The organism is Moheibacter sediminis (genome assembly GCF_900176425.1).
Lineage (GTDB): Bacteria > Bacteroidota > Bacteroidia > Flavobacteriales > Weeksellaceae > Moheibacter > Moheibacter sediminis.
Genome location: NZ_FWXS01000002.1, coordinates 277,585 through 299,602, shown reverse-complemented (window position 1 = coordinate 299,602; position 22,018 = coordinate 277,585). Strand labels below are relative to the sequence as shown.

Sequence of the window (22,018 nt, the reverse complement as noted above, 5' to 3'; positions counted from 1 at the left end):
TTTTCAACAATTGTTCATTATTTCTGAAACACTTTATCAGAAAGAGATAAAGATTATTTACATCATTAAACCTTTTACTTTATTAACAATATCAGTACTGTCTAATCCGTATTTTTTCATCAATTCTGCAGGTGTACCACTTTCCCCGAAAGTATCATTCGTTGCTACAAATGCTTGTTTCACAGGATATTTTTCTGTCAACAAACGCGCAACACTTTCTCCTAAACCACCAAATTTGTTATGTTCTTCACAAGTCACAACCTTTCCAGTTTTGCGGACAGAGTTCAAAATGATTTCTTCGTCTAGTGGTTTAATTGTATGAATGTTAATTAGTTCCGCAGAAATTCCTTCTTTTTCCAATTCGTTTACAGCCAACATTGCTTCCCAAACCAAGTGACCTGTAGCTACAATTGTTACATCGATTCCTTCGTGGATCATCACACCTTTTCCAATTTCAAAATCTTGTTCAGGGGAAGTGAAAACCGGCACGGCAGGACGACCAAAACGCAAATAAACCGGACCGTGATGTTCCGCGATGGCAATGGTTGCGGCTTTGGTTTGGTTGTAATCGCATGGATTGATTACCGTCATTCCCGGAAGCATTTTCATCAAACCTATGTCTTCCAAAATTTGATGTGTCGCGCCATCTTCACCCAAAGTCAAACCTGCGTGAGAAGCACAAATTTTCACATTTTTGTCCGAATACGCAATCGACTGACGAATTTGGTCATAAACGCGTCCGGTTGAGAAATTAGCAAAAGTTCCCGTGAAAGGAATTTTCCCGCCTATGGTCAAACCTGCCGCAATTCCCATCATGTTGGCTTCTGCAATTCCAACCTGAACAAATCTCTCAGGATTTTCCTTGATGAAATCATCCATTTTAAGGGAACCGATTAAGTCAGCGCAAAGTGCAACTACGTTAGGATTGGTTCTTCCCAATTCCGTTAATCCGTCTCCGAATCCACTTCGGGTATCTTTTTTTTCGTTATATGTTACGTCAATCATCTTAATCTAAGCTATTTAAAAATTCGTCTAATAATTCTTTGTCTTTTTTCGAAAACTTGTCTTTATTGTTGTTGAAATAAAGTTGTTCTGCGCGTATTGCATCGAGCGTTCCTTTGTACCAAACACCCGTTCCGTCAAATTCGCCCATGTACATATCACAGATTTGTCCTGCATAATTTTTTGCATGTTTCTTCAAATCAGCATCTTTGAAATCTGGTATTACCGAATCCATTTTTTTGCAATAAGTCGGCATTCCTTTCCAATAACTAGAATTAGTATCCTGCATCAAAGATTCGATTGCAAAATTAGAATTGTCAGGTGTTACAGTTTTATAATTTGACTCATAATCACTTACATAAACATCATAACTGTAGCCATCTTCATAGTAAGCAGAATCAACAGCAACGGCATACGCAGCTGCATCAGCTTCCGCAGCGGCGGCTTCAATAGCTAGTTCAGCATCAGTTTTAGGTTTTGATTTTTCCAATTTCTCTAAGTCTTTTTTCAAAAATTCGTAGAAGATTGCTGCATCCTTTTTAGGCATCAAACCTGATTTTACATAATTCTTTTTGATGTTTTTGATTTCCTTTAATGCGAAATTTTTGAACTTTTCCTCATCACCTTTTTTCAGATAATAAGTATTTGAACAAAGATTTGACATATAAGTACTTGCAACGCTAAATGAATTATCTCCTTCAAATACCAAATCATAAAATCCTGTATAATTACAGAATTCCGGCTGGTTCATATATTCGCTGTAATAATCATAAGCAGCTACATCAGTTGTAGCATAAGCCGTATCGACCGGATAGTCATAACTATTGTAAACTTTATCTAAAGAATCTTTTTTGATTTGATAAGCAGCCAATTCCTTTTCTACATCAATTTTAATCGTTGAATTGATGTTCGTTATTTTTTGCAATGCAATTCGTTCATTTTTATCTGCGTCAGTCGGGGCAATGGCCAAAAGCAAGCCTTTTACCGGATTTTCTTTTTGCTGGATTAAAAAGCTAACATTGTCAATTTCACTTGTTTCATCGATACAAAAAATCAAATCAACATTCGTTTCAGGTGCACCGTCCATAGCTGCAAATACCTGATAATGGTTGCAACTTCTGTCAAGAATTTTCAAAGGTTCTCTTTCTATTTTTTTCAGAATAGCATAATCATACAAAACCCGTACACTTTCACCATAGTTGTAGTAATTAGTATTACTGATTTTATACGTATTGTCCAAATCTTGATTTGTAACCCCAATCACTTTATTTCCATGAATCAATGAAAAATCAGCCGATGACGAGAGAGAAAAATATGGGAAAATGACCAATGAAGTTTTTGATTTATCAGTAAATTTTTCGGGTAAAAAATGTTTGCCGTTGAAATAGCTGGCTTCATCGCTCTCTACTCCCTCCAGCTTATAGTCCAAACGATATTTGAACGTATGCATTTCCTGTGCAAATAAATTAATTCCAAAAAAAATTAAACCTAAAAAAAGTTTATTTTTCATATTAATAATCTTTTAAATCTGTTTCCGGATTTTGAAGCAAACCTTTTTCCAGCAATTCATCATTAGGCGCTTTTCCATGCCAGGAATGTGAACCCATCATATAATCAATTCCATTACCCATTTCAGTATGTAGAATGATTGCAACCGGTTTTCCTTTTCCTGTTTCAGATTTAGCTTTCTGTAAAATTGCAATCACTTTTTCCAGATTGTTTCCTTCTTTTTCTTCCAAAACCAACCAATCAAAAGCTTCCAATTTTGCTCTCAAGTTTCCTAAATCCAAAACATCTTTGGTATCTCCGTCGATTTGTCTCCCGTTGTAGTCAATGGTCGAAATCAAGTTGTCAACTCCTTTTGCAGAAGCAAACATCAATGCTTCCCAAATCTGTCCTTCCTGTAATTCGCCGTCACCGTGAAGTGTATAAACCAATTTATCATCGTTGTTTAGCTTCTTCGCCAAAGCCGCTCCGATGGCCACGGAAAGTCCCTGTCCCAAAGAACCTGACGCAATGCGGATTCCGGGCAAGCCTTCATGAGTAGTTGGGTGTCCTTGTAAACGAGAATCGATTTTTCTGAAAGTTTTCAATTCCTCTACAGGAAAAAATCCGAAACGAGCCAATGTACTGTAAAATACTGGCGAAATGTGTCCGTTGGAAAGGAAAAATAAATCTTCTCCGATGCCATCCATTTTGAAATCGGTCGAATAATCCATAATTTCTCCGTAAAGTGCCGTAAAAAATTCCGTACATCCCAACGAACCTCCCGGATGTCCGCTGTTTACAGCATGGACCATTCTCAAAATATCTCTTCGGGTTTGTTGAACGTGATCTTCTAATTGTGTTAAAGTCATTTATTTGAATTTCTAAGTTGTGCAAAAATAGCTTTTTCAAAGCGAAATTGACAGCGAATTTTCATAAAATCAACAACAGTTTTCCACAAAATTTGATAACTAATATTTGGGCGTCACCCCGCGGGTTCAAAACGGGATATTATTACAAAAAATTCAGCCGCACGGTCGCGCTATCCGCTATATCTTTTGTTCCGCCAAGGCTCCACAAAAGGATGCCGCTCCTATCCCTGACGCTACTTCCCGTTATAAATCAACCAAAAAGTTGTTTATAAGCAACAGGAATATAATTGATGATGTCCGAAGCCATCAAACTTTCTTCTCCCAATTGTTCTTTCGCCAAATCTCCTGCAAGTCCATGCAAGTAAACTCCAAAAACAGCCGCATTCAAAGCTTCAAATCCTTTTGCAAGCTGTCCTGTGATGATTCCTGTCAAGACGTCACCGCTTCCTGCAGTGGCCATTCCCGGATTTCCGGTTGAATTGAAATAAACTTCTCCGTCTGAAGAAAAAACTGCGGTATGTGCATCTTTGGAAATAATTATTAGTTTATATTTCTGAGCGAATTCTTTTGTTTTTTCGATTCGGTCATAATCGTCTTCCCACTCGCCTATCAATCTTTTCAATTCGCCAATGTGCGGTGTGAGGATTGTATTTTCAGGCAATTTGGAAATCAGATTTTGATTTTGTGCCAACAAGTTAATTACATCCGCATCCAAAACTAATGCTTTTTCTTTTAAATCCGTTTCATTTAAAAATTGTTCAAAAGCCTGCAAAGTTTTTCCATCCATTCCCATTCCCGGACCAATTGCAATCGCATTGAATTTCTCAATTGTAGGAAATTGAATGATTTTATCTTGTGAAAAATCTGTCAAAACCATTGCTTCTGGAAATACCGTTTGTAGAATTTCGTATCCGCATTTCGGAACATACGAAGTAACCAAACCTGCTCCGGATTTCAGGACTGCTTTTGTAGTCAAAACATTTGCACCGATTTTCCCGTGACTTCCACCCACAACCAAGGCGTGCCCGTAATTTCCTTTGTAAGAAAATTTATTTCTAGCTTTGTGAAAATAAGGAATAAACTCATTGCTTAAATAAAAGTATTTAGACTCTTGATTTTGAATGGATTCCAAATCTAAACTGATGTCCAAAATTTCAAAATCTTTTACATATTCCTGGTTCTCAGAAAGCAGCAATCCTAATTTCGGCGTTTGAAAAGTCAGCGTAATTTCAGACTTTACAACTAAGTCATTTTCTTCATTTAATTGATTACAAAACAAACCCGAAGGTACATCCACCGAAATAACCGTATTCTGCACTTCATTGATTTGAGAAATGACCGATTTCCACTCATTGCCAATCGGACGCGTAAGCCCATAACCAAAAATACAATCAACTATAATCGTGTAAGGCGGAAATTCAAACCGGGTCTCATCTGTAAATCGTTCAACAGGAATTTTAGCAACTTTCAACCGTTTTTGGTTCGTTAGATTGTCGAGCGAATAAGAATTATTGTCTTGCAGATAAACTTTCACATTGGATTTTTCTTCTGTCAGCAAACGTGCCAACGCCAAACCGTCACCGCCGTTATTTCCAATTCCACATATGATCGTGAAATGATTTTGCGTCAAATCCAATCTTGCTTTCAGCCAATGCAAAACTGAAGTTGCAGCACGTTCCATCAAGTTGATTAAATCGATATCTTGTGATTCGATGGTTTTGGTTTCTACATCTCTTAATTGCTGTGGCGTAAGGATTTTCATTTGATTTCAAATTTCGTGAATTATAAAAATAAAAAAATCCCGAATTATTTTCGGGATTTTAATATAAGATTTATGATTTTTTATTGTTTTGTGAAAATCAATCTCGTTGGTATTCCTCCCGCAGAAAGATTTAATTCAAACTTACTGATATTACTTGTAGTAGTAATTGGTGTAAACGTAGCAGGTAAAACTGTAGATGTTACATTAGCGATTGTATAACTATTTCCGCTTTTCGTCCAGGTTCCGGCTGCAGTTTCTTTCGCTGTACAATTGTTTTCAACCAATTCAAATCCATTTTCAACAAAAGTATTCGGATTGATGAATTGAAAAGTTCCTCTGTAAGAGCAATAATTATTTACATCACTTTCTACTCCATTGATAAAAATCTGAGTTACTTTCCAAGTTCCAACAATATTAAACTGCGGTTCGTTACTTGTATTATCATCGTCAGAACTACATGAAATCAATCCTAAACTCATGGTAATTGCCAGCATTAAAAAAATTACTTTTTTCATAATTCGATTTTGTTTTATAACGTAATAATAACGTTGATTAGATTTAAAAATTTTGGACAAATATGATTTATTTTAAGGAATTAACGAATTTTTAAATATGCTATCCTTCATACCATTCACCCCTGTGCGGTTTCAAAGCATCACGAACAGCAATCATCCCATCTTCATAAACCACCAAAAAAGCCGTTGAATGCACATCAGAAATCTGCTCTGCTCCCGTTACATTCAGCGGTAATTTTTCTCTTTCTATAAATTGTTTCAAATGAATTTCGTGGTGTTCGGCAGTTTTCTGCGCATCAGGTCCGTGAAAGTCCCAGATAAGTTTTAATCTTTTCATAAGTACATTTTATTTGAAAGGTCTTATGGAATAGCCATGTTTTATCAATGATTTTGGAAACATGGATATTTCACAGTTCAAATGTATAAATACTTTTCAGTTTACACCGAAACCTTTGTCTTTTTCGTACCTTTGCGCGTTATTATTTTGCGCTCAAAAACGATTGAACTGACATTAAATGAAAAAAGACTTATCCAAATACGACGCTAAACAATTTGTGCTTATAAAAGGTGCTAAATTACACAATCTCAAAAATATAGATTTAGCGATTCCTAAAAATAAATTGATTGTGATTACCGGACTTTCGGGCTCTGGAAAGTCATCGCTTGCCTTCGATACTTTGTATGCTGAGGGTCAGCGTCGTTATGTAGAAAGTCTTTCTTCTTATGCACGTCAGTTTTTAGGAAAATTGGACAAACCGCAGGTTGATTATATAAAAGGAATTGCTCCTGCGATTGCCATTCAGCAAAAAGTAATCAGCACCAATCCTCGTTCCACAGTAGGAACCACGACTGAAATTTATGATTATTTGAAACTTTTATTCGCACGTATCGGACAAACTTATTCGCCTGTTTCAGGAAAAGCAGTTCAGAAAGACACAGTGACAGATGTTGTAAATTACATTCAATCTTTGAAGGAAGAAACCAAATTATTGATTCTTTCGCCGCTTCATTTCAACAAAGAAGAAAGGAGTTTCGTCGAGCACCTAAATATTTTACAGCAACAAGGTTTTGCGCGTTTGGAAGTCGATGGGAATCTGGTTAAAATCGAAGATTTGATTGAATTTAAATTTGAACCGCAAAAAGGAAGCTTCATTTATTTGGTCATCGACCGCGTTGCTGTTCAGGAAGACGAATCTTTTTACCATCGTTTGGCAGACTCCATTCAGACAGCATTTTTCGAAGGAAAAGGTTTCATGATTGTCCGAAATGCAGATGATTCTTCCATCAGAAATTTCTCCAATGCTTTTGAATTGGATGGAATTACATTCAACGAACCCACAATTCATTTTTTCAGTTTTAACAATCCTTACGGCGCTTGTCCGACTTGCGAAGGTTACGGAAAAGTGATTGGGATTGATGAAAATTTAGTAATTCCCAACAAAAAATTATCTATTTTCGAAGATGCGGTAGTCGCTTGGAAAGGTGAAAAAATGAGCGAATGGAAAGATCATTTCATCAAACTTGCTTCTAAATTTGATTTCCCGATTCATCGTCCTTATTATGAATTATCTGACGAACAAAGAGAAATTCTTTGGGCAGGAAAAGGAAACTGGGAAGGCATTGATGGTTTTTTCAAAATGGTCGAATCCAATACTTATAAAATCCAATACCGCGTCATGCTTTCGCGTTATCGTGGAAAAACGGCTTGCCCGACTTGCAAAGGAAAACGTTTGCGTCCAGAAGCTGCTTATGTAAAAATTCAGCAAAAAGCCATTCAGGATTTGGTAGATTTACCTTTGGATGAATTAAAAATTTTCTTTGATGAATTAAAATTAAACGATTACGAAGAAAAAGTTGCCAAAAGAATTCTCCACGAGATCCGAAGCAGAATTGAATTTTTACTTGATGTAGGTTTGAGCTATTTGACCATCAACCGCGCTTCCAATACACTTTCCGGAGGTGAAAGCCAACGAATCAACTTAGCCACTTCACTGGGAAGTTCGCTCGTAGGTTCCATGTACATTTTAGATGAACCCTCGATTGGATTACATTCAAAAGATACCGAAAGATTAATCGGAGTTTTAAAAAAATTGCGCGATTTGGGCAATACGGTGATTGTGGTCGAACACGACGAAGACATCATGAAAGCAGCCGATCACATCATCGACATCGGCCCCGAAGCGGGAACCCACGGGGGTGAAGTAGTTTTTGAAGGAACTTATCCTGATTTATTAAAATCAAAAACTTTGACCGCTCAGTATTTAAATGGTCAATTGGAAGTGGAAATTCCACAGAAACGTTTACCATTTAAAAACTACATCGAAGTAAAAGGCGCACGTGAAAATAATCTCAAAAATGTCGATGCCAAATTTCCTTTAAACACCTTGACGGTCATCACAGGCGTCAGCGGTTCAGGGAAAAGTACGTTGATGAAAGATATCTTCACCCCTGCTCTGCAAAGAAATTTAGGAATTTATGGAAATAAAATAGGTGAGTTTGATGAACTATCCGGTTCCATCAATAAAATTCAAAATATTGAATTAATTGACCAAAACCCCATCGGTAAATCTTCCCGTTCCAATCCCGTGACTTATGTCAAAGCTTACGACGACATTCGTGCATTGTACGCCAAACAAAAAGCAAGCAAACTCCACGGTTACGAAGCCAAACATTTCTCATTCAACGTAGACGGGGGACGCTGCGATGCTTGTAAAGGCGAAGGGACCATCACTATCGAGATGCAGTTCATGGCAGACGTGGAACTCTTGTGCGATACTTGCCACGGACACCGTTTCAAAAAGGAAATCCTCGAAGTCAAATACCACGGAAAAAATATTTCCGACATTCTCCACATGACCATCGACGAAGCCGTTGAATTCTTCCAGAAACACGAAGACAAAAAAATAGTAGAGAAAATCCTTCCCTTGCAGGAAGTCGGTTTGGGTTATGTGCAGCTCGGACAGTCCTCCAATACCCTTTCGGGCGGAGAAGCACAGCGGATCAAACTCGCATCCTTCCTTACAAAAGGGCAGACCAAAAACCACTCGTTATTTATATTCGACGAACCATCAACGGGATTGCATTTCCACGATGTCAAAAAACTGCTCAAAGCTTTACGCGCCCTGATTGAAATCGGACACACCGTTTTTGTCATCGAGCACCACATGGACATCATCAAAGCAGCAGATTGGGTCATCGACATCGGACCGGAAGGTGGTAAAAAAGGCGGAACCATCGTTGCACAAGGAACTCCCGAAGAAATCGCCAAAACCAAATCATCTTTTACAGGGCAGTTTCTGGTGGAGAAGTTGTGATTTTAAAAACATTATTTACACTTAAATGATTTTTATGTAAGTTTGGTTATTTCTAATAAGACACTCTACTTAAAAATGAAAAAGAAAAAAATCTCTGTAAACGATGAAAATGTCAGCTTTTATCTTGAAGAAATAAAAAGCATGAGAGACGAGATCAACTGGAGAGTCAAAATGGCTTATACCGGTAGTCTTATTTTTTTATCTGCAATTATTATACCTCTCAGCAGTTTTTTCCAAGCTGACAATACTTTAGTGAGAGATATAAAAGAAAATCCAGACACCCTGACTGTTGTAGGTATCATTGCTTTATTGGCTATTTCAGCATGGGCTGGAGTTCAAAACGCGAATCATATTGTAGAAAAAAGAATTGAATTATATACGCTGGAACTCATGACTGTAGTAACTAAAATTACAGGTCATCCTCATGCATCTTGGTTAGGCTTTTTGTATGGTAATTCATTTTTTAAGAATAACATGAAATCCTCCATTGCTAAAACCCTGAATGCTTCGATAGGTTTTTTTATATATTTCTTACCCAATCTAGTAGCAATATTTGGATGGGTAACCATACTGAAATACGGGAATGTTTCCGCTTATATTTTTTGGTTTTCAGTTGCAACTTTCTTTGTTATTGTAGCAGCAAGTTCTACGATGATGTTTTTCATTTATGTAAATAAAGTAAACCGACTATTTACAAATTTTTACAAAAAAGAAATGGCAGATTATTTTAGACAATTCAAATAATTAATCATAAAATTTTTTTATAATATTTGCCTCATCAGATATAATTCCGTCCACACCAAAATTTACAGCACGGGCTATTTTTTTTTCATCATTGAGCGTAAAGGCCATTACTTTAATTCCTTTTGAATGCATTTTTTTCACGAAGGAAGAATTTAAATACATATAAAAAATGTTTACAGAAGAAACCCCCTCTAACGGTTCAAATTGTCCAAATCTGAAATGATTGTCATAGTAAATCGGTAATATTTTAGATAAACCAAATACTAGTTGATGACATTCAATCTGAGGATATTTCTCGATAACATCTTTCAGATAATCTTTCTCGAATGATTGAATTATAGACCATTCTACAGCTTCATTTTGAACAATACAAGCCAAAGTTTTAGATACAAGATTTTTGTAAATTCCTTTGCGAGGCCATTTTAGTTCAATCATGATTTTTTTCTTACCATCAATGAGTTTAAGGACTTCATTTAATGTCGGAATTTTTTCATTCACAAAGCCATCACCAATATTTAACTTCTTAATCTGTTCATAAGTTAAATCTTCAATATCTTCATCCAATTTGGCAATCCTTTTTAAATTATAATCATGAGAAACAACGACGACATCGTCTTTTGTCAAATGAACATCAATTTCTATTACATCTATATTTTGTTTCAATGCTATTTGAAAAGAAGTTAAGGAATTTTCAAAAGCTAATTTAGAGGCACCGCGATGAGCTATAGCTATGATTTTTTTGTCTTCTTTATTGACAATACTACTCTGTAAAATAAAATTGAGGTAAGGTATAAGAACTGTAATGATAAAAAACGCAAAAAGTCCAATCGTCATATACAATAATATTTTTTTAAAAAAAAACTTTATCATCATACAAATATACTCATTAAATAAGAATTATTTCTAAGATTAATTGGCCTGTTGAATATTCCAATTATAATTATCCAAGCCTAAGATTCACTACTAACTAATACTAAGTTCCAAAAACTTATCTTTGCACCGTTTTTCGATAAAGAATTATGATAACAGTCAATGACATTGCCGTTAACTTCGGCGCGACAACCCTTTTCAGCGGAGTAAGTTTTGTGATCAATGAAAACGATAAAATAGCCCTCATGGGTAAAAACGGAGCCGGAAAATCAACCTTGCTGAAGATAGTTGCGGGCATCAATAAACCCAGTTCAGGAAATATTTACGCTCCCAAAGAAGCAGTCATCGCTTATTTGCCGCAGCATTTATTGACTGAAGACAATTGCACTGTTCGGGAAGAAGTATCCAAGGCTTTCCATGAATTTTTATCAATGAAAAACGAAATAGATGACATCAACGAACAATTAACTGTACGCACCGATTATGAAAGCGACGATTACATGAAATTAATTGAGCGCGTGTCAGAATTGAGCGAGAAATTTTATTCCATCGAAGAAGTCAATTACGATTCCGAAGTGGAAAAAGTACTGAAAGGAATGGGTTTCCTACAGGAAGATTTAGACCGTTCAACTTCTGAATTTTCAGGTGGATGGCGTATGCGCATCGAATTAGCAAAAATCTTGCTTCGTAAACCTGACTTGATTTTATTAGACGAACCAACGAACCATTTGGACATCGAATCGATCCAATGGTTAGAAGAATTTTTGAAAAACCAAGCCAAAGCCGTGATGGTTATATCCCACGATAGAGCGTTTGTAGATAACATTACTAACCGAACGATCGAAGTGACGATGGGACGCATTTATGATTATAAAGCGAAATATTCAGATTATTTAATTCTTCGTCAGGAACGACGTGAACAACAGCAGAAACACTACGAAGAGCAACAAAAAATGATTGCGGAAAACCGTGATTTCATCGAGCGTTTCAAAGGAACTTATTCCAAAACTTTGCAGGTTCAGTCTCGTGTCAAAATGCTGGAGAAACTGGACATCATTCAGGTTGATGAAGTTGATTCTTCGGCTTTGAAATTGAAATTCCCACCTGCGCAACGCACGGGACAATATCCGGTCACCGTTGAAAGTTTATCTAAAAAATACGGAGACTATGTTGTGTTCAAAGATGCTGATATGGTCATAGAACGCGGACAAAAGGTAGCTTTGGTTGGTAAAAATGGTGAAGGAAAATCGACCATGATAAAAGCCATGATGGGCGAAATTGATTTTGATGGAAAATTAGAAATCGGACACAACGCCAAGATAGGTTATTTCGCACAAAATCAGGCGTCTTTGTTAGACGAAGATTTAACAATTTTTGAAACTGTTGACCGCATTGCAGAAGGTGATGTCAGAACGCAAATTAAAAACATTTTAGGTGCATTTATGTTTAAAGGAGATGACATCGACAAAAAAGTAAGAGTCCTTTCGGGTGGCGAAAAAACGCGTTTGGCAATGGTTAAATTATTGCTTGAACCTTACAATGTTTTGATTCTCGATGAGCCTACCAACCATTTGGATATGAAAACCAAAGACATTATCAAAGATGCTTTAAAAGATTTTGAAGGAACAGTAATTTTGGTTTCTCACGACCGTGATTTCTTGGATGGATTGGCGGAAAAAGTTTTTGAATTTGGAAACAAACGCGTGCGTGAACATTTCGAAGATATCAAAGGCTTTCTTGCTAACAAAAAGATGGAAAGCTTGAAGGAGATTGAAAAATGATACAAATCAAAACTCATAAAATAAATAATTCCCCAATCGCAGAGATCATTTCGGATGGAATTCTGATTAAAAATGAACAAGACGGTTTGGATTTGATGGGAAATGTTTATTATCAAGGATTTGATAAAATCATCATTCACAAACACAATCTTACCGATGATTTTTTTGAATTGAAAAATAAACTGGCGGGAGAGATTCTACAGAAATTTTCCAATTACAGAATTCGTTTGGTCATTGTTGGAGATTTTTCTGAATTCAATTCCAAAAGTTTGAACGATTTCATTTTCGAAAGCAACCAAGGAAAACAGATAAATTTTCTCAATTCTGTTTCAGAAGCTTTAGAGAAATTGAGTTAAATTTTAAAATTCAATTTCTATTTACTTTAAATAGGATACTTTATTTATTTTTGTGAGTTATATTGGAAAAAATGATTTTGGAGAAAACTTATCTTTGTGGCTAAATAAGATTTTATGTCATTTGAAACCTTGGGATTATCAAGCAATATCATTCATTCCGTAAAAAAGTTAGGGTATCTGAAACCATTTCCTATTCAGGAGCAGACAATTCCTGTTATTTTACAGGGAAAAGACCTGATGGGAATTGCACAAACGGGTTCGGGAAAAACGGCTTGTTTTGTGATGCCGATTTTGGATAAGCTACAAAATACAGAAATCAAAAAAGACCGTAATATTCAAGTTTTGGTATTGGTTCCTACGAGGGAATTGGCTATACAGATTGATGAAGTTTTCAGAGCTTTTACAGAAAATCTGAAGCGTGAAATCCGTACGATGGCAGTTTATGGCGGTGTTTCTATCAATCCTCAAATGAAAGGTTTATATGGTGTGGAAGTACTGATCGCAACACCAGGCCGTCTTTTGGATTTGATCGACCACAATGCTTTGAGTATTTCGGCAATCCAACATTTGGTAATAGATGAAGCGGACAAAATGTTCCAATTGGGTTTTGGAGAAGAGATGGATAAGCTTTTTGGATTGATGCCTACTCAGAAACAAACGACAATGTTTTCTGCTACTTTAGACGACAAGGTTGCTGAAATGAAGCAACGTCTTTCCAAAAATCCTACACTGATTGAAATCAAAAAAGAGGAAGTTGAAATTGATGACATTGAACAAATCGCTTATCACGTTTCGCCTGAAAACAAAGGACCGTTTTTACGTTATTTAATTAAGGAAAAGAAAGTGAAAAAAGCTTTGATCTTCGTTTCCTCTACGAGGTCTGCTGATAATCTGGTTGAAAAACTAAAGAAAAATAAAATAAAAGCGGTTGCCATTCACAGTCAGAAATCGCAAGGTGCGCGTAGAAATAATCTGGAAGAATTCAGGGTTAACGGTGCACAGATCTTGGTAGCGACTGATTTGATCGGCCGTGGAATACACATCGAATCTCTGCCTTGTGTTATCAATTATGAATTGCCACGTTCACCCTTGGATTACATTCACAGAATCGGTCGAACGGGTCGTGCAGGTGAAAAAGGGACGGCTATCAATATTTTGACAGATGACGAATTGCAACATTTCAGGGTAATCCAGAAAAAAATGGGTAAGAAAGTTACGCTACAACGTACAGAAGGAATTGATATGCATGGATATTAATTTACAATCACTTTTTTTGTTCTTGCTAAAATAACTTCCCTCAACCGTTTTTCATGAGCATCGCCCCAGTTTCCCAATGTGGAAATTACAGGAATCAATGTTTTCCCAAAATCCGTCAGGAAATATTCTACTTTGGGTGGAACCTGCGCGTAGATGATTTTGCAAACCAATCCGTGTTCTTCCAATTCTCTGAGCTGGATGTTCAAAACCCGCCTTGAAGCATTAGGGATTTTACGCTGGAGCTCGCTGGGACGGAGGTGTCCTTCATTGATGAACCATAACAAACGGATTTTCCATTTACCGTAAAGGACTTCACCGATAAGGTCGAGACCGCAATTTAAGTTCAGTGGTATTTTTCTTTCATGCATACTGTAAAATTAACCCAATGTTCCAAAATGCACAATAGGGGAAAAAATTATCCCTATGCAATTCGATTTTCCGTTATTGTCAGAAATTGAGATACTTCGGAATTTTGCACCAAAGAAATAACAAAATGGAAAATCAATTTAATTACAACAACGAACTTCAAGGTAAAATTGCCTTGGTAACCGGGGGAACAAAAGGAGCCGGAAAAGCAATTGCAGAAAGACTATTACAAGCTGGTGCAACGGTTATTATTACCGCAAGGAATGCACCTGAAAAAGAAAACAACAATTTGCATTTCATTTCTTCCGATTTGAGTAAGGCAGAAGGAACTCGAAAAGTAATCAACGAAGTATTGTCAACTTACGGGAGGCTGGATATTCTTGTGAACAATCTTGGCTCTTCATCAACACCTGCAGGTGGTTTTACCGTATTAACGGATGAAGATTGGGAATCAACTCTACAAACTAATTTGCTTGCTCCTGTTCGACTCGACAGAGGATTTTTACCACAAATGATAGAGCGAAAAACTGGTGTAATTATTCACATCGCTTCCATCCAGGGTAAATTGCCTTTGTATGATTCTACTTTGCCTTATGCAGCTGCAAAGGCAGGATTGATAAATTACAGTAAAAGTTTATCAAATGAAGTCACGCCAAAAGGTGTTCGCGTCCTGACTGTTTCACCAGGATGGATCAGGACAGAAAATGTCAAAGTATGGTTGGAAACAATTGCCCAAAATTCAAAAATATCTATTGAGGAAGCTCAGCAAAGTGTTGTGGATGCGTTGGGAGGAGTACCTTATGGCAGACCTGCAGAACCGGAAGAAGTAGCTGAATTGGTTGGTTTTCTTGTTTCTCCAAGAGCCAATTATTTAACAGGAACTGAATTTGTAATAGATGGCGGCACCGTACCAACAATTTAATAATCTTAAAATACAATAATATGAATTTACCAAAAATTGTCTCAGAATTAGTGAAAGCGCAAAACGAATTTAACAGTATAGCTTATGCAAATTGTTTTACTGAAAATGCTGAAGTATTCGATGAAGGCAAAACTCACAACGGAAAAGCAGAAATTGAAAACTGGATTGACAAAGCCAATAAAAAATACGAAGCCACAATGAAACCATTAGATTATAACGAAAATGACAATGTCCTATCGGCAGAAGCCTCAGGAACATTTCCGGGAAGCCCTATTGTTTTAAAATATCATTTGGAACTGAATCAGGGATTGATTCAATCGTTGAAAATCACAGGATGATGTAAATTTCAGCAAATTATTTTATTTAAAAATGTTTTCTTAAACCAGTTTAAGTTTTTTGAAATATAGAAAGCGCAACTTTGTCTTGTTTAAAAATTATAATCATGAAAAGTCAAAAAGTTCAGTTCGCTCAATTATTTTTAAGAATCGCTATTGCTGTTACGATGCTTTCAGCAGTTGCAGACCGCTTTGGATTTTGGGGTGAAAATTCTGTCTGGGGCAATTGGAATAATTTTGAAAAATATACCCGGCTACTTACGTTTTTCTTACCTGAATTTTTGAGTAAAGTTGGCGCTTATACTGCTACCTCATTGGAAATTATTTTTCCGCTGATGCTTCTTTTGGGGTATAAAACCAAGATTGCGGCTTATGGCTCAGGTTTTCTGCTAATGACTTTTGCGCTTTCGATGATGATTGCTTTCGGGATGAAGGTGCCACTGGATTATTCGGTATGGATTGGCTGTGCAGCTTCATTTTTATTGGCAAATCAAAATGAATATTCATTGAGTTTGGACGAATTAAATAAATAAAATATAAACAATTAAATTTAAAAAAATGGAAACAAGATTTAACATGGCAACGACAGAATCCGCAGCTTACAAAGCAATGATGGGATTAGAAGGTTATTTACAAACAGTTTCAATCAGCAAAACGCTCAAAGAACTAATCAAAATCAGAGCCTCGCAAATCAATGGTTGTGCTTACTGTATCGACATGCATACAAAAGATGCGATCAAGTATGGAGAAACAACTCAAAGAATTTTTCTTTTGAATGCGTGGAGTGAAACGAATTTGTTTACCGAAGAAGAAAGAGTAATTCTAGCTATGACAGAGGAAATCACTTTGATTTCTCAACATGGATTGACTGATAAAACTTATGCCGAAGCTGAAAAATTCTTCGATAAAAATACCATAGCGCAAATCATCATGGCCATCGTGACTATCAATGCATGGAACAGAATCGCAATCACCACACGTTTGCAGCCGGGGATGTGATTAAATTAATAATGGGTAATTAAAATGAAAGCGAAGAATTTCTTTTGAGATTATTCGCTTTATTATTTTATAATCTAATTTACAAGGGTTTTGTTTTGAACGGACAACCCTGATTAAAAGGTGAACCATATACAAACGGACATTCATCTTTATCATCCGGAACTCCATCTAAATCGGAATCTGTAGATTTTTCTTTGTTAAATGACAATGACAATTGAGGTTCGTCATCGGGACAGCCAAAATTAAAAATAGAACCAGGTTCATTCGGACAAGCATCGCGATTATCGTGCACACCGTCTAAATCGGAATCAATAAAATTATGCGTCAACAACTTCTGCTGTGTGCAGGAAGTGATAAAAATTAAACTGAGAATTATAAAAGAGGCTTTCATTTTTAGTTAGTGATTTCTACAAATTTAATTTAAAGTCTTGAAAATAACTCGACGGTTTTCAAAATTTTTCTGGTCATCACAAACTTCCTGCGGTCTGCATTCAGGATGTTTCAATTCTGTATCGCCCTTCCCTATTAGTTTCATCTGCGATTCTTTTACACCTTTTTGAACTAAATAATCTGACACAGCCTTCGCACGACTCATTGATAAATTTTGGTTGTATTGGGGCGTTCCCGCCGCATCGGTATGCCCTTCCACGACATAAACTTGTTCAGATTGTGAAGAAATAATCGAAGCCGCCGTATTTAATTTTTCATAAAATTCAGATTTAATTAAAAACGAATCAAAATCAAATTCAATTCCTTCCAACATGCGGTTGATTTCGGTGGTGATTTTTTCCTGTTTGGTTTTCGGACAACCTTTTCGGCTGATCAAACCTCTGTCATAAGGGCATTCATCAATGGTATTGGGAACTTTATCAAAATCAGAATCATAATCATTCTGGAAAATCACTTGGTTATTTGGATTTTCATAAAGAGAGTATTTGCGTCCTCGATTGTTGTTATTATTTACATAAGATTCTTCGATAAATGAAGTATAAGGCGTGGCGATGTTGAGTTCCTCACCTATTTTGATAATTTGATTTCGGTATTTTCCATCATTGATACAACGCGAACCGCATCGTTCTTCTTCCTGAAGTAAAAATTCAATTTTTTCTTTCCCCCAAAGGTATTTCAGGATTTTTAAATCTTGATTGTTATCGACATTTGGAAGCGAAAATTCTTCCTGGTAATTTTCTTCACCGTTAATTCCGGTCAGAATTAATTTTGGATCACGCGTTCCACTGCATTCTTTGCTGACGAAACTTGAAGATTCACTTGAAAGAAATCCATTGAATTGGCTCGGATAAGTTTCAGATAAATTCAGATTTTTAGATTGCACCTGAATGTATCTCAAAAGCGGCGTACGAATGGTATTGAAAAATTTATCCATTTCCTTTTTGGCATCGATTTGGTCAGCAATCAAAACTGATTCTGTTCCTGAAATCTGCGAAATCTGCTGAATCGTCTTACGGTCAATGTCATAACCAATCCCGAAACAGAAATACTGCGCATCTTTGAGGTTTTGTTTTAAATCAAAATAAAGGCTTTTTTCTTCGTTTAATTTCCCATCGGTCACCAAAACGACAATCCTATTGTAAGCTTTATCAGGCTTGTAAGTATAAACTTTTTTGAGTGCCTCGGCCAGTTTGGTTTTACCCGTTCCGCGCTTGTCATTTATCATCTGAATTGCCAAATCGATATTTTCAGGCGTGGCATAAACAGATTCTTTGGCAAAAAAATCACTGCTTCCTGCAAAAAAGAGAATGTTGAATTTCTCTTCGGGTTTCAAATCGTGTAAAATGCGATTTACTAATTCTTTGGAAGTCTCAATCGGAAATCCTTGCATGGAACCGGAAATATCCATCACAAAAACATATTCTCGAGGTGCTATTTGTTCAGGTTTGATTTCTTTTGGCGGCTCCACAACTCCTAAAATATAACGGCAACCTTTTTCTTCATAAACCAACATTCCTGCATCGGCCTCTTTTCCTTTGGAATTGTAATTTAATTGAATTGAATTATTCCATTTATTTCCTGTGTATGAGAAAGTTTGGTACTTTTCTGAAACTTTTTTGTTTACAGTTTCGTGTGAATTAATTTCTGCATGGTCGATCGGTGTGGGACTGATTAAGTTGATTTTAAATTCAAATTCTTTCAAATTCAATTCGTAAGCAGAATTGATAAAAGAGAGAATTTCAAGGTTTTTCGATTCGTTATTAACAGCTAAATTCTGAGTATATTTTAAAACGACTTTGATTTCCTCATTTTCCGGAATGGAAGGTATATTTAATTTGATAAAATTAGAATCGTCCTGATGCTTGAGCGTGACTTTTTTTCCTTTTTTATTTTCAGCTAAAACCTGTTTGCGGATGTTGTCCATATTTCTGACATCCATCGAAATAATTTTATCAGAAAGATAAACAGTCAGTTCATAAAGCGAAGATTCCAAATTTACCGGATAAAGGTAATATCCGTTGATTTTATTTTGAACAGTAAAAGATTGATACAAATGAACATCAGCTGCTTTTCCGACTACATTTACTTCTATGGATTGGAAATTTAACTGTGGTTTACCTGAATCCACCTGAAAATGAGGAATTTCTTTGGTCTGAGAAAATCCAATTGCAGAAGTGAAAATTAATATAAAAAATAGAAATTGACGCATGTAGCTAAAATCGAAAGCAATTTACGCAAAATCAGATAAATTGTGTTTAATTTAAGGTTATTGGTAATAAACATTTATATTATTGTAATAATTTTTGTTACATTAAAAATTTTAGTATAAATTTATCCACGAAATGAACAACACAAGATTTGCAACGGCGATTCACATCTTAACACTTTTGGCTTCAGAGCCAGATGAATGGTTGAGTTCCGAGTACATTGCAGGAAGCATCAATGTCAATCCAGTTGTTATCAGAAGAGAAATCGGTACCTTGAATGAAGCAGGGTTAATCATCACTAAAAAAGGTAAAGATGGCGGCGTTCGGTTGAATAAATCGAGTCAGCAAATCTTTCTTTCCGATATTTATAATGCTGTAAAAAATTCAGAAATTTTGGGCCGGAAAAATAAAAAAACAAATCCAGACTGCCCTATTGGAAAACAAATCAATGAAAAACTCGAAAATTTATTTGAAGAAACAAATGCTGTCGTCAGTGAAAATTTAAACAATCGTACGCTGGCTGAGTTTTTTGAACAATTTAAACACTAATATTTTTTTGAACATAAATGTAACAAATGTAATTACAATTAAATTTTTAATATAAATGAAAATAGCCATCACAGGCGCTACAGGTCAATTGGGAGAAATTACCGTAGCCAAATTAAAAGAAAGAACAAGCGCTGAAAACCTGGTAGCGTTGGTGCGGAAACCAGAAAAAGCAAAAGATTTAGGAATTGAAGCCAGAGTTTTTGATTATTCCCAACCTGAAACTTTAACTGATTCGCTAAAAGGAATTGATACTATATTTTTGATTTCCGGAAATGAAATCGGACAAAGAGAAATCCAACATAAAAATGTGATTAAGGCTGCTGAAAATGCAGGAGTAAAATGGATCGTCTATACAAGTCTTTTACATGCCGATACTTCTACATTGATTTTGGCCGCTGAACATTTGGCAACGGAAGAAGCTTTGAAAGCATCAGGAATTTATTATACTATTTTGAGAAATGGCTGGTATACTGAAAATTATGCTGGTTCAATTTCCGGAGCTATAAAAGCAGGTGCTTTTATCGGAAGTGCAGGCGATGGGAAAATTGCTTCTGCTACGCGTGAAGACTTCGCTGAAGCGGCCGCAGTAGTTTTGACAACTAATGGTCATCAAGCAAAAACTTATGAATTGGCGGGAGATGAAGCTTATACTTTGACCGACTTTGCCTCAGAAATTTCAAAACAAACAGGAAAAGAAATTCCTTTCAATAACTTACCAGAATCAGAATTTACAGAGGTGCTCACTTCGTTGGGCTTACCCGAAGATTTTGCAAAAGTTTTGGCGAACAGTGATATCGGCGCTTCCAAAGGTGACCTTTATGATGACAGTAAAACTTTGTCAGGATTGATCGGTCGTTCCACTACTCCATTTTCAGCTGTTATAAAAGATTTTTTAGCATAAAATAATATCATTTTTATGGAGCATTTGTTTTTAAATCGAATGCTCCATGTATTTAAATTTCAATTGAATTGGTATCATAATTGATTTAATTTTGGTAAAATAAGTAACATGAAAATTAAATTAATTATAGCAGTTGCCGTTTTTGCGGGAGCAGGTTATTTGACTTATAAAATTTTAAAGCCTATCAAACCTTCACAAGATATCGTTCAAAATTTTAATGTAAAAAAATATGCGGGAAAATGGTATGAAATTGCACGTTTGGATTTTAAATGGGAAAAAGGTTTATCAAAAGTTACGGCTGAATATACTTTGAATGAAGACGGTTCTATCAAAGTTGACAACAAAGGATTTCATGCCGAAGACAACGAATGGCGGCAATCCATCGGTAAAGCTAAATTTGTAAATGAAGCAAATGAAGGTGCTTTGAAAGTTTCGTTTTTCGGTCCTTTTTATAGCGGATACAATGTTGTAAAAATTGATGATGAATATAAATATGTATTGGTGTTTGGAGAAAGTTTAGACAATATGTGGATTCTTTCAAGGGAAAAAACGATTCCTGAAGAAATTAAAGATCTTTATACATTAATTGCAGCAAAATCTGGTTACAAAATCAATGAATTAGTCTGGACAGCTCAGGATTAATCAAAGTTGGCTTGTTTTCTAAATTTCATTTCATTAAATTTGAAAAAATGAAAAGCTATGGCTAAATTAATCAAAGTACATCCGGAAAACCCACATGAAAGAGCAATCAATCAAATCGTTGATGTTTTAAAAAATGGAGGACTGATTATCTATCCGTCCGATACGGTTTACGGTTTGGGTTGCGATATCACGAATATGAAAGCGATGGAAAAGCTTGCGAAAATAAAAGGTGTTAAGCTCGACAAGTCACAGTTTTCCTTTGTTTGTAATGATTTGAGCCATTTGTCACAATACACAAAACCAATTTCCAATTCAAATTTCAAATTGTTGAGAAGAGCCTTGCCCGGTCCTTTTACATTTGTTTTGGAAGCTTCCAATAATTTACCGAACGCTTATAAACATAGAAAAACTATTGGAATCCGTGTTCCTGATCATCATATTCCAAGGTGTATCGTGGAGAAATTAGGAAATCCAATTGCTTCAACTTCAATTCACGATGAGGATGAAATCATTGAATACATTACTGATCCGGAATTGATTGCAGAGAAATTTGATAAACTTGTGGATTTGGTTGTGGACAGCGGTGTCGGCGATAACCGAGCTTCAACAATCGTAGATATCACAAATGATGATGTTGTGGTTTTGCGTGAAGGAAAGGGGGATATTAATGAGTTTATGTAGTATCATTT

The 22,018-nt window shown here is 36.0% G+C and carries 23 protein-coding genes; 13 read left to right on the top strand and 10 right to left on the bottom strand.

The features are described from left to right. Window positions 1–57 precede the first annotated feature (57 nt). The 6 genes from B8977_RS04325 to B8977_RS04300 all read right to left on the bottom strand — a co-directional run bounded on the left by B8977_RS04325 (window position 58) and on the right by B8977_RS04300 (window position 5,973). A complete protein-coding gene (locus tag B8977_RS04325) occupies window positions 58–1,005 on the bottom strand; it encodes a transketolase family protein (RefSeq protein ID WP_084016449.1) in 948 nt (315 codons plus the stop codon). 1 nt (window position 1,006) lies between these two features. After that, window positions 1,007–2,512: a hypothetical protein gene (locus tag B8977_RS04320; RefSeq protein ID WP_084016448.1), complete on the bottom strand. Its 1,506-nt coding sequence runs from the start codon at window positions 2,510–2,512 to the stop codon at window positions 1,007–1,009. Window position 2,513: 1 nt separating this feature from the next. Further along, window positions 2,514–3,359 carry a transketolase gene (locus B8977_RS04315; protein WP_084016447.1) on the bottom strand — a complete coding sequence of 282 codons (846 nt, stop codon included), beginning with the start codon at window positions 3,357–3,359 and terminating at the stop codon, window positions 2,514–2,516. A gap of 250 nt (window positions 3,360–3,609) precedes the next feature. Continuing rightward, window positions 3,610–5,121: an NAD(P)H-hydrate dehydratase gene (locus tag B8977_RS04310; RefSeq protein ID WP_084016446.1), complete on the bottom strand. Its 1,512-nt coding sequence runs from the start codon at window positions 5,119–5,121 to the stop codon at window positions 3,610–3,612. Between the two features lie 80 nt (window positions 5,122–5,201). Then, a complete protein-coding gene (locus tag B8977_RS04305; protein ID WP_143736318.1) occupies window positions 5,202–5,636 on the bottom strand; it encodes a lipocalin-like domain-containing protein in 435 nt (144 codons plus the stop codon). 100 nt (window positions 5,637–5,736) lie between these two features. Beyond that, on the bottom strand, window positions 5,737–5,973 hold the full coding sequence (locus B8977_RS04300; protein WP_084016444.1) for a hypothetical protein: 237 nt from the start codon (window positions 5,971–5,973) through the stop codon (window positions 5,737–5,739). Between the two features lie 178 nt (window positions 5,974–6,151). On the opposite strand from B8977_RS04300, the gene uvrA reads away from it, so the two are divergent. Both uvrA and B8977_RS04290 read left to right on the top strand, forming a co-directional pair. Continuing rightward, on the top strand, window positions 6,152–8,950 hold the full coding sequence (uvrA, locus tag B8977_RS04295) for an excinuclease ABC subunit UvrA (protein ID WP_084016443.1): 2,799 nt from the start codon (window positions 6,152–6,154) through the stop codon (window positions 8,948–8,950). 75 nt (window positions 8,951–9,025) lie between these two features. After that, a complete protein-coding gene (locus tag B8977_RS04290; protein ID WP_084016442.1) occupies window positions 9,026–9,694 on the top strand; it encodes a hypothetical protein in 669 nt (222 codons plus the stop codon). On the opposite strand, the gene B8977_RS04285 is transcribed toward B8977_RS04290, so the two are convergent. Beyond that, the gene (locus tag B8977_RS04285; protein WP_159447449.1) at window positions 9,695–10,528 is read right to left on the bottom strand and encodes a glycerophosphodiester phosphodiesterase; all 834 of its coding nucleotides are present in this window, start codon (window positions 10,526–10,528) and stop codon (window positions 9,695–9,697) included. A gap of 185 nt (window positions 10,529–10,713) precedes the next feature. Here B8977_RS04285 and B8977_RS04280 point away from each other — a divergent pair, with 185 nt between their 5' ends. From B8977_RS04280 to B8977_RS04270, 3 genes are all read left to right on the top strand, one after another. Beyond that, window positions 10,714–12,345, top strand: coding sequence for an ABC-F family ATP-binding cassette domain-containing protein (locus B8977_RS04280; protein WP_084016440.1), 1,632 nt, complete (start codon window positions 10,714–10,716; stop codon window positions 12,343–12,345). Next, the gene (locus B8977_RS04275) at window positions 12,342–12,701 is read left to right on the top strand and encodes a DUF4180 domain-containing protein (protein WP_221405775.1); all 360 of its coding nucleotides are present in this window, start codon (window positions 12,342–12,344) and stop codon (window positions 12,699–12,701) included. Before B8977_RS04280 ends, B8977_RS04275 begins: the two co-directional genes overlap by 4 nt. A gap of 114 nt (window positions 12,702–12,815) precedes the next feature. Beyond that, window positions 12,816–13,958, top strand: coding sequence for a DEAD/DEAH box helicase (locus B8977_RS04270; RefSeq protein ID WP_084016439.1), 1,143 nt, complete (start codon window positions 12,816–12,818; stop codon window positions 13,956–13,958). On the opposite strand, the gene B8977_RS04265 is transcribed toward B8977_RS04270, so the two are convergent. Beyond that, window positions 13,955–14,326, bottom strand: coding sequence for a winged helix-turn-helix transcriptional regulator (locus B8977_RS04265; RefSeq protein WP_084016438.1), 372 nt, complete (start codon window positions 14,324–14,326; stop codon window positions 13,955–13,957). The two genes, B8977_RS04270 and B8977_RS04265, sit on opposite strands and share 4 nt — an antisense overlap. A 125-nt stretch (window positions 14,327–14,451) precedes the next feature. Between B8977_RS04265 and B8977_RS04260 the strand changes: the two genes are divergently transcribed. From B8977_RS04260 to B8977_RS04245, 4 genes are all read left to right on the top strand, one after another. Continuing rightward, the gene (locus tag B8977_RS04260; protein WP_084016437.1) at window positions 14,452–15,246 is read left to right on the top strand and encodes an SDR family oxidoreductase; all 795 of its coding nucleotides are present in this window, start codon (window positions 14,452–14,454) and stop codon (window positions 15,244–15,246) included. A 20-nt stretch (window positions 15,247–15,266) separates the two neighbouring features. After that, complete coding sequence (locus B8977_RS04255) at window positions 15,267–15,584, top strand: hypothetical protein (protein ID WP_084016436.1); 318 nt, start codon at window positions 15,267–15,269, stop codon at window positions 15,582–15,584. A 104-nt stretch (window positions 15,585–15,688) separates the two neighbouring features. Then, window positions 15,689–16,114: a DoxX family membrane protein gene (locus tag B8977_RS04250; RefSeq protein WP_084016435.1), complete on the top strand. Its 426-nt coding sequence runs from the start codon at window positions 15,689–15,691 to the stop codon at window positions 16,112–16,114. A 25-nt stretch (window positions 16,115–16,139) separates the two neighbouring features. After that, window positions 16,140–16,580: a carboxymuconolactone decarboxylase family protein gene (locus B8977_RS04245; RefSeq protein WP_084016434.1), complete on the top strand. Its 441-nt coding sequence runs from the start codon at window positions 16,140–16,142 to the stop codon at window positions 16,578–16,580. A 79-nt stretch (window positions 16,581–16,659) separates the two neighbouring features. On the opposite strand, the gene B8977_RS04240 is transcribed toward B8977_RS04245, so the two are convergent. Both B8977_RS04240 and B8977_RS04235 read right to left on the bottom strand, forming a co-directional pair. After that, on the bottom strand, window positions 16,660–16,971 hold the full coding sequence (locus B8977_RS04240) for a thrombospondin type 3 repeat-containing protein (protein WP_084016433.1): 312 nt from the start codon (window positions 16,969–16,971) through the stop codon (window positions 16,660–16,662). Window positions 16,972–16,995: 24 nt separating this feature from the next. Further along, window positions 16,996–19,239, bottom strand: a complete 2,244-nt coding sequence (locus B8977_RS04235; RefSeq protein WP_084016432.1) for an OmpA family protein — start codon at window positions 19,237–19,239, stop codon at window positions 16,996–16,998. Window positions 19,240–19,372: 133 nt separating this feature from the next. Between B8977_RS04235 and B8977_RS04230 the strand changes: the two genes are divergently transcribed. The 4 genes from B8977_RS04230 to B8977_RS04215 all read left to right on the top strand — a co-directional run bounded on the left by B8977_RS04230 (window position 19,373) and on the right by B8977_RS04215 (window position 22,010). Next, complete coding sequence (locus B8977_RS04230) at window positions 19,373–19,786, top strand: Rrf2 family transcriptional regulator (protein ID WP_084016431.1); 414 nt, start codon at window positions 19,373–19,375, stop codon at window positions 19,784–19,786. A 55-nt stretch (window positions 19,787–19,841) separates the two neighbouring features. Further along, window positions 19,842–20,687, top strand: coding sequence for an SDR family oxidoreductase (locus B8977_RS04225; RefSeq protein ID WP_084016430.1), 846 nt, complete (start codon window positions 19,842–19,844; stop codon window positions 20,685–20,687). A 108-nt stretch (window positions 20,688–20,795) separates the two neighbouring features. After that, window positions 20,796–21,329: a lipocalin family protein gene (locus tag B8977_RS04220; protein ID WP_084016429.1), complete on the top strand. Its 534-nt coding sequence runs from the start codon at window positions 20,796–20,798 to the stop codon at window positions 21,327–21,329. 57 nt (window positions 21,330–21,386) lie between these two features. After that, window positions 21,387–22,010, top strand: coding sequence for an L-threonylcarbamoyladenylate synthase (locus B8977_RS04215; RefSeq protein WP_084016428.1), 624 nt, complete (start codon window positions 21,387–21,389; stop codon window positions 22,008–22,010). Window positions 22,011–22,018: the final 8 nt, after the last annotated feature.

Bases quoted from the DNA above. Each gene is read 5' to 3' on its own strand.
- B8977_RS04325 (WP_084016449.1), bottom strand. From the start codon at position 1,005: ATGATTGACGTAACATATAACGAAAAAAAAGATACCCGAAGTGGATTC.
- B8977_RS04320 (WP_084016448.1), bottom strand. From the start codon at position 2,512: ATGAAAAATAAACTTTTTTTAGGTTTAATTTTTTTTGGAATTAATTTA.
- B8977_RS04315 (WP_084016447.1), bottom strand. From the start codon at position 3,359: ATGACTTTAACACAATTAGAAGATCACGTTCAACAAACCCGAAGAGAT.
- B8977_RS04310 (WP_084016446.1), bottom strand. From the start codon at position 5,121: ATGAAAATCCTTACGCCACAGCAATTAAGAGATGTAGAAACCAAAACC.
- B8977_RS04305 (WP_143736318.1), bottom strand. From the start codon at position 5,636: ATGAAAAAAGTAATTTTTTTAATGCTGGCAATTACCATGAGTTTAGGA.
- B8977_RS04300 (WP_084016444.1), bottom strand. From the start codon at position 5,973: ATGAAAAGATTAAAACTTATCTGGGACTTTCACGGACCTGATGCGCAG.
- uvrA (WP_084016443.1), top strand. From the start codon at position 6,152: ATGAAAAAAGACTTATCCAAATACGACGCTAAACAATTTGTGCTTATA.
- B8977_RS04290 (WP_084016442.1), top strand. From the start codon at position 9,026: ATGAAAAAGAAAAAAATCTCTGTAAACGATGAAAATGTCAGCTTTTAT.
- B8977_RS04285 (WP_159447449.1), bottom strand. From the start codon at position 10,528: ATGACGATTGGACTTTTTGCGTTTTTTATCATTACAGTTCTTATACCT.
- B8977_RS04280 (WP_084016440.1), top strand. From the start codon at position 10,714: ATGATAACAGTCAATGACATTGCCGTTAACTTCGGCGCGACAACCCTT.
- B8977_RS04275 (WP_221405775.1), top strand. From the start codon at position 12,342: ATGATACAAATCAAAACTCATAAAATAAATAATTCCCCAATCGCAGAG.
- B8977_RS04270 (WP_084016439.1), top strand. From the start codon at position 12,816: ATGTCATTTGAAACCTTGGGATTATCAAGCAATATCATTCATTCCGTA.
- B8977_RS04265 (WP_084016438.1), bottom strand. From the start codon at position 14,326: ATGCATGAAAGAAAAATACCACTGAACTTAAATTGCGGTCTCGACCTT.
- B8977_RS04260 (WP_084016437.1), top strand. From the start codon at position 14,452: ATGGAAAATCAATTTAATTACAACAACGAACTTCAAGGTAAAATTGCC.
- B8977_RS04255 (WP_084016436.1), top strand. From the start codon at position 15,267: ATGAATTTACCAAAAATTGTCTCAGAATTAGTGAAAGCGCAAAACGAA.
- B8977_RS04250 (WP_084016435.1), top strand. From the start codon at position 15,689: ATGAAAAGTCAAAAAGTTCAGTTCGCTCAATTATTTTTAAGAATCGCT.
- B8977_RS04245 (WP_084016434.1), top strand. From the start codon at position 16,140: ATGGAAACAAGATTTAACATGGCAACGACAGAATCCGCAGCTTACAAA.
- B8977_RS04240 (WP_084016433.1), bottom strand. From the start codon at position 16,971: ATGAAAGCCTCTTTTATAATTCTCAGTTTAATTTTTATCACTTCCTGC.
- B8977_RS04235 (WP_084016432.1), bottom strand. From the start codon at position 19,239: ATGCGTCAATTTCTATTTTTTATATTAATTTTCACTTCTGCAATTGGA.
- B8977_RS04230 (WP_084016431.1), top strand. From the start codon at position 19,373: ATGAACAACACAAGATTTGCAACGGCGATTCACATCTTAACACTTTTG.
- B8977_RS04225 (WP_084016430.1), top strand. From the start codon at position 19,842: ATGAAAATAGCCATCACAGGCGCTACAGGTCAATTGGGAGAAATTACC.
- B8977_RS04220 (WP_084016429.1), top strand. From the start codon at position 20,796: ATGAAAATTAAATTAATTATAGCAGTTGCCGTTTTTGCGGGAGCAGGT.
- B8977_RS04215 (WP_084016428.1), top strand. From the start codon at position 21,387: ATGGCTAAATTAATCAAAGTACATCCGGAAAACCCACATGAAAGAGCA.